At 73.4% G+C, this 9,120-nt stretch carries 9 protein-coding genes; 1 reads left to right on the top strand and 8 read right to left on the bottom strand.

From position 1 onward, the window contains the following. Positions 1-206: 206 nt before the first annotated feature. The 8 genes from dapB to HLV61_RS07605 form a co-directional block, all read right to left on the bottom strand. Positions 207-1,013: a 4-hydroxy-tetrahydrodipicolinate reductase gene (dapB, locus tag HLV61_RS07640; protein WP_369253916.1), complete on the bottom strand. Its 807-nt coding sequence runs from the start codon at positions 1,011-1,013 to the stop codon at positions 207-209. Continuing rightward, entirely contained in the window at positions 1,010-1,426 is a 417-nt protein-coding gene (locus HLV61_RS07635; RefSeq protein ID WP_369253914.1) for a VanZ family protein, read from the bottom strand. Before HLV61_RS07635 ends, dapB begins: the two co-directional genes overlap by 4 nt. Positions 1,427-1,446: 20 nt before the next feature. Next, on the bottom strand, positions 1,447-2,787 hold the full coding sequence (locus HLV61_RS07630; protein WP_369253912.1) for a M16 family metallopeptidase: 1,341 nt from the start codon (positions 2,785-2,787) through the stop codon (positions 1,447-1,449). Positions 2,788-2,827: 40 nt separating this feature from the next. Continuing rightward, entirely contained in the window at positions 2,828-5,131 is a 2,304-nt protein-coding gene (locus tag HLV61_RS07625) for a polyribonucleotide nucleotidyltransferase (RefSeq protein ID WP_369253910.1), read from the bottom strand. A gap of 244 nt (positions 5,132-5,375) precedes the next feature. Next, complete coding sequence (gene rpsO / locus HLV61_RS07620) at positions 5,376-5,645, bottom strand: 30S ribosomal protein S15 (RefSeq protein WP_072920360.1); 270 nt, start codon at positions 5,643-5,645, stop codon at positions 5,376-5,378. 126 nt (positions 5,646-5,771) lie between these two features. Continuing rightward, a complete protein-coding gene (locus tag HLV61_RS07615) occupies positions 5,772-6,740 on the bottom strand; it encodes a bifunctional riboflavin kinase/FAD synthetase (protein ID WP_369253907.1) in 969 nt (322 codons plus the stop codon). A 31-nt stretch (positions 6,741-6,771) separates the two neighbouring features. Beyond that, the gene (locus HLV61_RS07610; protein WP_369253905.1) at positions 6,772-7,911 is read right to left on the bottom strand and encodes a branched-chain amino acid aminotransferase; all 1,140 of its coding nucleotides are present in this window, start codon (positions 7,909-7,911) and stop codon (positions 6,772-6,774) included. A 116-nt stretch (positions 7,912-8,027) separates the two neighbouring features. Further along, positions 8,028-8,351: an antibiotic biosynthesis monooxygenase family protein gene (locus HLV61_RS07605; protein ID WP_369253903.1), complete on the bottom strand. Its 324-nt coding sequence runs from the start codon at positions 8,349-8,351 to the stop codon at positions 8,028-8,030. A 73-nt stretch (positions 8,352-8,424) separates the two neighbouring features. Between HLV61_RS07605 and HLV61_RS07600 the strand changes: the two genes are divergently transcribed. Beyond that, a complete protein-coding gene (locus HLV61_RS07600; protein WP_369253901.1) occupies positions 8,425-9,105 on the top strand; it encodes an HAD family hydrolase in 681 nt (226 codons plus the stop codon). Positions 9,106-9,120 lie beyond the last annotated feature (15 nt).

Below are 9,120 nucleotides of genomic sequence, written 5' to 3'. Positions count from 1 at the left end.
CTGACTTTCGGCACGCTGTTGAGTTCTCAAGGAGCGGACGCACACCCATTCGACCCTCTCGGGCGTCCTCGGTGGCTGCTGGTCCTACCCTACGCCGTCCTCCGGAGTCCTGCACCGCTGGGGTGCTCCTCCGTGGCCCTCGCGGGCTCCGTCCGGCGCGAAGAGAAACATACACGACTCCCGGGGGGCGTGCACGGGGGGCCCGGTCAGAGCCCCAGGAAGGACTCGATGCCCACGGTGAGGCCGGGCCGCCGTCCGATCTCCCGGACGGCGAGGAGCACGCCCGGCATGAAGGAGGCGCGGTCGTAGGAGTCGTGCCGCAGGGTCAGGGTCTCCCCCGCCGAGCCCATGAGGACCTCCTGGTGCGCGACCAGACCGGTCATCCGCACGGCGTGGACGGCGATCCCCTCCACGTCGGCACCCCGGGCACCGGGCAGCGAGTCGGTCGTGGCGTCCGGCGACGGCGGGAGGCCGGCGGCCCGGCGGGCGGCGGCCACGAGTCGGGCGGTGCGGACGGCGGTGCCCGAGGGTGCGTCCACCTTGTTCGGGTGGTGCAGTTCCACGATCTCGGTGGAGGGGAAGAAGCGCGCGGCCTCCTGGGCGAAGCGCATGAGCAGCACGGCCCCGATCCCGAAGTTGGGCGCGATGACCACGCCCACGTCGGGCTTGGGCTCGAGCCACTCGGCGACCGTGGCCAGCCGGTGCTCGTCGAAGCCGGTCGTCCCCACGACGCAGGAGATGTTCTGGTCGATGCAGAAGCGGATGTTGTCCATGACGACGTCCGGGCGGGTGAAGTCCACGACCACCTGCGCGCCGGCGTCGGCCACGTTGAACAGCCAGTCCCCCTCGTCGACCATCGCGACGAGCTCGAGGTCGTCGGCGGCGTTCACCGCCCTCACCACCTCGGTGCCCATCCGTCCCCGGGCGCCGAGCACGCCGACCGAGATGCGGAGCGGCTCGCCGACGGTCGCGGCGGTCGTCTGCTGGTCGGGTCCGGGAGTGCTGGTGGTCACCGGGTCAGGCTTCCCGGCGGCCCGTCCCGACGCAAGACGGCCCGGGCGGTCCGCCGCTCCCCCGCAGTCCACGCCAGCAGCCCCAGCCCGACGCCGGCGGCGTCGGCCAGCCAGTCGAGCACCGAGCCGGAGCGCTGCAGCGCCGAGACCGCCTGCACGACCTCGCTGACCGCGCCGTAGACGACCAGCAGCACCGCCAGCGGCCCCGGCCGCGTGCCGGCCCACCGCCCGGCGAGCGCCAGCGCGGCGAACAGGAGCAGGTGCACGACCTTGTCCACCCCGGGGGGCGCGGCCGGGACGTCGGACGCCGGCGCGAACAGCACGGCGAGGGAGACGAGCACCGTCACCGCGAAGGCGCCCCGGGACAGGGCACCGTGCTCGCGGAACACCGCGTGCGGACGGGGATCGGTCATCGGTCTCCGGAGGAGGTGGGTCAGAGCCGGTCGAGGTCGGACTCGCGGTAGGGACCGACGACGGCCAGGCAGGTCTCCCGGCCCAGCAGGTCGGCCGCGACCGCACGCACCTGGTCCTCGTCGACGGCGGCGATCCGGTCGAGCACCTCGCGCACCGGCACGTACTCCCCGTGCGACAGCTCGCTCTTGCCCAGCCGGCTCATCCGTGAACCCGTGTCCTCGAGACCGAGCACCGTCCCGCCGCGCAGCTGGCCCCGACCGCGGGCCACCTCCTCCGACGTCAGCCCGTCGGCGGCCACCCGGGCCAGCTCCTCGCGCACGAGCCGCAGCACCTCCGGCACCCGCTTCTTGGCACACCCCGCGTAGACGGAGAAGGCGCCGGTGCCCGCGTAGGCCGTGAGCGCGGACCCGACGCTGTAGACCAGCCCGCGCTTCTCCCGGATCTCCTGGAACAGCCGCGAGCTCATCCCGCCCCCGACCGCCGTCTCCAGGACCGCGGCCGCGTAGCGCCGCTCGTCGAAGCGGCTGAGGCCGAGGCTGCCCAGGAGCAGGTGCGTCTGCTCGGTCCTGCGGTTCACCAGCCCGGCCGGGGAGGCCGGGCGGTCGAACGTCAGGTCCGCCCCGCGGCGCAGCGGTGACGGGGACACCCGACCGGAGAGCCGGTCGCCGAAGACCGCCGTCACCAGGTCGACCACCTGCTGGTGGTCCACCCGGCCGGCGGCGGTGACCACCATCGAGGGGACGGCGTAGCGCGAGCGGTACCAGCCGTCGACGTCGTCGCGGCCGAGTCCCTCGATCGACTCGACGGTGCCGAGCACCGAGCGCCCGAGCGGCGTCCCGCCGAAGAGCGTCTCGGCGAAGAGGTCGTGCACGAGGTCGGAGGGCTCGTCGTCGCGCATGGCGATCTCCTCGAACACCACCGTCCGCTCGGACTCCAGGTCCTCGGCGGTGTTGAGCGCCTCGGTCACCAGGTCCCCCAGCAGCGTGACCGCCAGCGGGAGGTCGCTGGCGAGCACGTTGGCGTAGTAGCAGGTGTGCTCCTTGGCGGTGAAGGCGTTCATCTCACCACCGACGGCGTCCATGGCCGTCGCGATCTCCAGCGCACTGCGGCTGCGGGTGCCCTTGAACAGCAGGTGCTCGAGGAAGTGCGAGGCGCCGGCGACCCGGTCGGTCTCGTCCCGCGAGCCCACGCCCACCCAGATGCCGAGGGTGGCCGAGTGCACCCCGGGCATCGTCTCGGTGAGGACACGCAGCCCGCCGGGCAGCACCGTGCGCTCCACCCGGCCGCCGACCTCGTCGACGTCGATGACACGGGTGACACCGACCGGGGCCGGGGCGGACGCGAGGTCGGTGGACCCCACGCCAGCCCCGGCCCCGGTCGGAGTCGGGTCGGCGACCGTGTCAGGCCTCCGTCGCCGCGGGGGCGTCGGCCGGGGCCGCGCCGTCACCGGCGGCGGCACCGTCGGCCTCGCCGGCGCCCTCGGCGGCCACCGGCACGAGGCTGATCTTGCCGCGGGCGTCGATGTCGGTGATCTCGACCTGCAGCTTGTCGCCGACGTTGACGACGTCCTCGACCTTACCGATGCGCTTGCCGCCGCCCAGCTTGCTGATGTGCACCAGGCCGTCCTTGCCCGGCAGCAGCGAGACGAAGGCGCCGAACGGCGTCGTCTTGACGACGGTGCCGAGGAAGCGCTCCCCGACCTTCGGCATCTGCGGGTTGGCGATCGCGTTGATGCGGTCGACCGCGGCCTGCGCCGAGGGGCCGTCGGAGGCGCCGACGTAGATCGTGCCGTCGTCCTCGATGGTGATGTCGGCGCCGGTCTCGTCCTGGATCGAGTTGATCATCTGGCCCTTGGGGCCGATGACCGCGCCGATCTTGTCGACCGGGATGCGCACCGTGGTCACGCGCGGGGCGTACGGGCTCATCTCGTCGGGGGCGTCGATGGCCTCGTTCATCACGTCGAGGATGTGCAGGCGGGCGGCGCGGGCCTGGGTCAGCGCCTGGGCGAGCACGTCGGACGGGATGCCGTCGAGCTTGGTGTCCAGCTGCAGGGCCGTGACGAAGTCCTTGGTGCCGGCGACCTTGAAGTCCATGTCACCGAAGGCGTCCTCGGCGCCGAGGATGTCGGTCAGCGCGACGTACTGCGTCTTGCCGTCGACCTCGTCGGACACCAGCCCCATGGCGATGCCGGCGACCGGGGCCTTGAGCGGCACACCGGCGTTGAGCAGCGACAGGGTGGAGGCGCAGACCGAGCCCATCGACGTCGAGCCGTTGGAGCCCAGCGCCTCGGAGACCTGCCGGATCGCGTAGGGGAACTCCTCGCGGTCGGGCAGCACCGGCAGCAGGGCCCGCTCGGCGAGCGCGCCGTGGCCGATCTCGCGGCGCTTCGGCGAGCCCACGCGCCCGGTCTCCCCGGTGGAGTAGGGCGGGAAGTTGTAGTTGTGCATGTAGCGCTTGCGGGTCACCGGGGAGAGCGTGTCGAGCTGCTGCTCCATGCGGAGCATGTTCAGCGTGGTCACGCCCAGGATCTGGGTCTCGCCGCGCTCGAACAGCGCCGAGCCGTGCACCCGCGGGAGGACCTCGACCTCGGCCGACAGGGGACGGATGTCGGTCAGGCCACGGCCGTCGATGCGGACCTTGTCCCGCAGGATGCGCTGCCGGACGACCTTCTTGGTGACGGCACGGAAGGCGGCCGACACCTCCTTGTCGCGGCCGGCGAACTGCTCGGCCAGCGAGGAGACGACCTCGTCCTTGAGCGCGTCGGTGGCGTCGTTGCGCTCGGTCTTGCCGGCGATCGACTGCGCCTGGGTGAGGCGGTCGAGGGCGGCGGACTCCACGGCGGCGTAGACGTCGTCCTGGTAGTCGAGGAAGCGGGGGAAGTCGGCGACCGGCTTGGCGGCCTTCTCCGCGAGCGCGGACTGCGCCTCGCACAGCTGCTTGATGAAGGGCTTGGCGGCCTCGAGGCCCTGGGCGACGACCTCCTCGGTCGGCGCGGTGGCGCCGCCGCGGACCATCTCGACGGTCTTCTCGGTGGCCTCGGCCTCGACCATCATGATCGCGACGTCGCCGTCGGGCAGGAGGCGGCCGGCCACGACCATGTCGAAGACGGCGTCCTCGAGCTCGGCGTGGGTGGGGAAGCCGATCCACTGGCCGTCGACCAGCGCGACGCGGGTGCCGCCGACGGGGCCGGAGAACGGCAGGCCCGACAGCTGGGTGGAGGCGGACGCGCCGTTGATGGCCAGCACGTCGTAGAGGTGACCGGGGTCCAGCGACAGGACCGTGATGACGACCTGGACCTCGTTGCGCAGGCCCTTGGCGAAGGTCGGGCGCAGCGGGCGGTCGATCAGCCGGCAGGTGAGGATGGCGTCCTCGCCCGGGCGGCCCTCGCGGCGGAAGAACGAGCCGGGGATGCGCCCGGCGGCGTACATCCGCTCCTCGACGTCGACCGTCAGCGGGAAGAAGTCGAAGTGCTCCTTGGGCTGCCTGCCGGCCGTGGTGGCCGACAGCAGCATGGTGTCGCCCATGCTGACGACGACCGAGCCGGCGGCCTGCTTGGCCAGCCGCCCGGTCTCGAAGGTGATGCTGCGGCTGCCGTGGCTGCCGTTGTCGATGACCGCGGTGGCGGTGGTGACCCCGTCCTCGGGGTCGTACTCGGCAGCGATGCCGTTGGTGGGCTGGCTGCCCTGGGTGGTGGGTGCGGACACTGTGTCCTCTTCCTACGTCGCATGCGGCGACGTCCTCTTCGTGGCGTCTCGCGCCGGACTGCTCCGGGATGACCGGTCTTCGATCGAAGCCCACGGGATCGTTCCCCCTCCTGGAGGAGGGCATGCCCGGGGGCCACCACCGAGGACCGACCAGCGCGGGGTGCGCGGCGCGGTGCCGGGGTCCTCGCGGGGCGGGTGCCCCACGAGAGAGGGGACCGTCCCGGCGGGACGGTCCCCTCGTGGCTCAGCGGCGCAGACCGAGCCGCTCGATCAGCGAGCGGTAGCGGTTGATGTCCGTCTTGGCCAGGTAGTTCAGCAGCCGCCGGCGACGACCGACCAGCAGGAGCAGGCCCCGCCGGCTGTGGTGGTCGTGCTTGTGCTGCTTGAGGTGCTCGGTCAGGTCACTGATCCGGCGGGTGAGCATCGCGACCTGGACCTCGGGCGAGCCCGTGTCCTTCTCGACCGTCGCGTACTCGGTCATGATCTGCTGCTTCGTCGCGCTGTCGAGCGCCATGGAGGGCCTCCGGGCCAGGTCGCGTGTGGCCCCCGGTCTGACTCACGGGGGCAGGTGGCACACATCGCCGCACGTACACGGCGACGACGACATTACCAGCGCGGCCCGGGACGGCTGCGGCGGCGATCACCCGGCGGGGGGCAGCCCCAGCACGGTGCGGGTCCGGGCGACGTCGCCGGCCATGGCCGTCACCAGCTCGTCGACGCCGGCGAAGGCGGTCATCGGGCGCAGCCGCGAGACGAACTCGACGCCCACGTGCTCGCCGTAGAGGTCGCCGGAGAAGTCGAGGACGAACGCCTCGACGGTGCGCCGGGAGCCCTGGAACGTGGGGTTGGTGCCCACCGAGACGGCGGCCGGCCGGCTGTCGAGGGTGCGGCCGGCCGGGTCGCGGGTGACCAGCGAGCCGGCGTAGACGCCGTCGGCGGGGACGGCGGTGTACGGCGGGCACTCGACGTTCGCCGTCGGGTAGCCCAGCTCCCGGCCGCGCCGGTCCCCGCGCACCACGACGCCGTCGACGCGGTGCGGCCGGCCCAGCGCCCGCGCCGCGCTCACCATGTCACCGGCCGCGACGCAGGCACGGATGTAGGTGGAGGAGATCGTCACCTCGCCGTCGGCGGAGGCGTCGCCGGCCAGCGGGACGCCCTCGACGGCGAAGCCGAACCGGCGCCCCTCCTGGGTCAGCGTGGTCACCGTGCCCGCGGCCTTGTGGCCGTAGGTGAAGTTCTCGCCGACGACGACCATCGAGGCGTGCAGGTTCTCGACGAGCACGCCGTGGGCGAACTCCTCGGGGGTCAGCCGGCTGAACTCCGGGGTGAACGGCAGCACGCACATGCCGTCGACCCCGAGCTCGGCGACCAGCTCGGCCTTGCGGTCCAGCGAGGTGAGGATCGCCGGGTGCGAGCCGGGGCGGACGACCTCGGTGGGGTGCGGGTCGAAGGTGACCAGCACGCACGGCCGGCCCAGGGCCCGCGCGCGGGTGACGGCGGTGCCGATCAGGGACTGGTGGCCGCGGTGGACGCCGTCGTACATGCCGACGGTGACCACCGTCCGGCCGAGGTCGGCCGGGGTGTCGGCCTGTCCGCGCCAGCGCCGCACGCGCCCCCTCCCCGTGTCGTCGCCGGGTCGCTCAGGCGACCCGGTGCAGCCAGCCGCGGGTGTCGGGCACCCGGCCGTGCTGGATGTCGAGCAGGTGCTCGCGCAGGCCCATCGTGACCGGGCCGGGGGCGCCGTCGCCGACGGTGAAGTCACCGGTGCGCGCCTTGACCTCGCCGACCGGGGTGATGACCGCGGCGGTGCCGCAGGCGAAGGTCTCGGTGACGGTGCCGTCGGCCACGCCGGAGCGCCACTCGTCGACGCTGAACCGGCGCTCGGTGACCCGCATGCCCCGCTCGCGGGCGACGGCGATGAGCGAGTCCCGGGTGATGCCGGGCAGCAGCGTGCCGGTGAGCTCGGGGGTGACCAGCTCGGCGTCGTCGCCGGAGCCGAGGACGAAGAACAGGTTCATCCCGCCCATCTCCTCGACGTAGCGCTTCTCCACCGCGTCGAGCCAGACCACCTGGTCGCAGCCGGCGGCGATGGCCTGCTCCTGGGCGAGCAGGCTGGCGGCGTAGTTGCCGGCGCACTTGACGTCGCCGGTGCCGCCGGGCGCGGCCCGGATGTAGTCCTCGGACAGGTAGACCGACACCGGGTGCACGCCGCGCGGGAAGTAGGCGCCGGCCGGGCTGGCGATGACGAGGAACAGGTACTCGTGGGCCGGCCGCACGCCGAGGAAGGGCTCGGTGGCCAGCTGGTACGGGCGGATGTACAGCGTCTGGTCGGGGCCGGTGGGCACCCAGTCGCGGTCGGCGTCGACGAGCGCGTCGACGGCGGCGATGAAGGCGTCCTCGGGCACCGGCGGCATGGCCAGCCGGCGGGCGCCGCGGGCGAAGCGGGCGGCGTTGGCCTCGGGCCGGAAGGTGGCCACGCTGCCGTCGGGCTGCGCGTAGGCCTTGAGCCCCTCGAAGATCGACTGCGCGTAGTGCAGCGCGGCGGTGGCCGGGTCGACCTGCAGCGGCGCGTACTGCGTCAGCCGCGCGTCGTACCACCCGCGGCCGGCCTCGTAGCGGGCCAGGAACATCGAGTCGGTGAAGTGGCGGCCGAAGCCGGGGTCGGCCAGCACGGCCTGGCGCTCGGCGGCCGGCCGGCGGGACACGCCCTCCACGGTCACCGGCACGCCCTCGGTGAAGACCCGGGAGGAGGTGCGGCTGTCGGCGAGCGTGTCGGTCATGTCTCCCACCTGGGCGGACTCGGAGCGCGGACCGGCGGACGACCGGCCCGCCGACCACAGTAGCGCCGGGGCCGGCGGCGGCCGGGAGCCGACCGCCGCCACCTCCCCGTGCGGGCTCAGGGCCGGTCGGGTGCGGAGCTCTCGACGACCTCGTAGGACCACAGGTGGTGGGAGTCGCTGGCAGCCGGGGCGAGGGAGTCACCGCCGCCGTCGTGGGCGCGCGCGAAGTCCTGGCTGCCCTCCCAGCTGCGGTAGGCCTCCTCGCTCGCCCACCGCGTGTAGACGAGGTACTGGTCGGTGCCCTCGACCGGGCGCAGCAGCTCGAACCACTCGAAGCCCGGGGTCTGCTCCACCGCTCCGCCCCGGCCGCGGAAGCGCTCCTCGAAGCGCTCCTGCGCGTGCGGCGGCACCACGATCGCGTTGATCTTCACGACGCTCATGGACGCCCCGTTCCCGGCCCGGTCGCCGGTCAACCGCCCTGCGGGGCATCCCGGCGCGGGCGACGATGCCCCGGTGACCCAGGACAAGCGGCCCGGCGTGCTCCTCGACGTCGACGGCACCCTCCTCGACACCAACTACCTCCAGGTCCTCGCCTGGTGGCAGGCCTTCCGCGACACCGGGCACCCCGAGGTCTCGATGGCCGCGTGCCACCGGTCGATCGGCATCGGCAGCGCCGAGCTGGTCACCCACCTGCTGGGGGACGACGCGGACGACGTCGAGGAGGTGATGGCGGCCAAGAGCCGTCGCTACGAGCCGCTGCGCGAGCAGGTGGCCGCCTTCCCCCGCGTCGACGAGCTGCTCGGCGCCTGCCACGAGCTCGGCCTGGCCGTGGTGCTGGCCACCAGCGGCGAGGAGTCCGACCTGGAGTGGATGCAGCCGGCGATCGGCGGCGAGGACGTCGTCGACGGGGCGACGACGTCGGGCGACGTCCACTCGGCGAAGCCGGCGCCGGACCTGATGCTGACCGCCGTCGAGGCCCACGGGCTCGACCCCGCCCGCACCGTCGCGGTGGGCGACACGGTCTGGGACGTGCGGGCCGCGCGGGACGCCGGCCTCCCGATCGTGGCGCTGACCTGCGGGGGCATCTCGCGCGCCGAGCTGCTCGAGGCCGGGGCCGACGAGGTCTACGACGACCCCGCCGACCTGCTCACGCACCTCGAGGACTCCCCCGTCGGCAAGGTCGCGCGCGGCTGACGGTCCCGCCGGGCG

The organism is Geodermatophilus amargosae, assembly GCF_041028265.1.
Classification (GTDB): Bacteria; Actinomycetota; Actinomycetes; order Mycobacteriales; family Geodermatophilaceae; genus Geodermatophilus; species Geodermatophilus amargosae_A.
The sequence above is the reverse complement of the archived record's forward strand: the minus strand, read 5'-3'. Positions and strand labels throughout refer to the sequence as shown.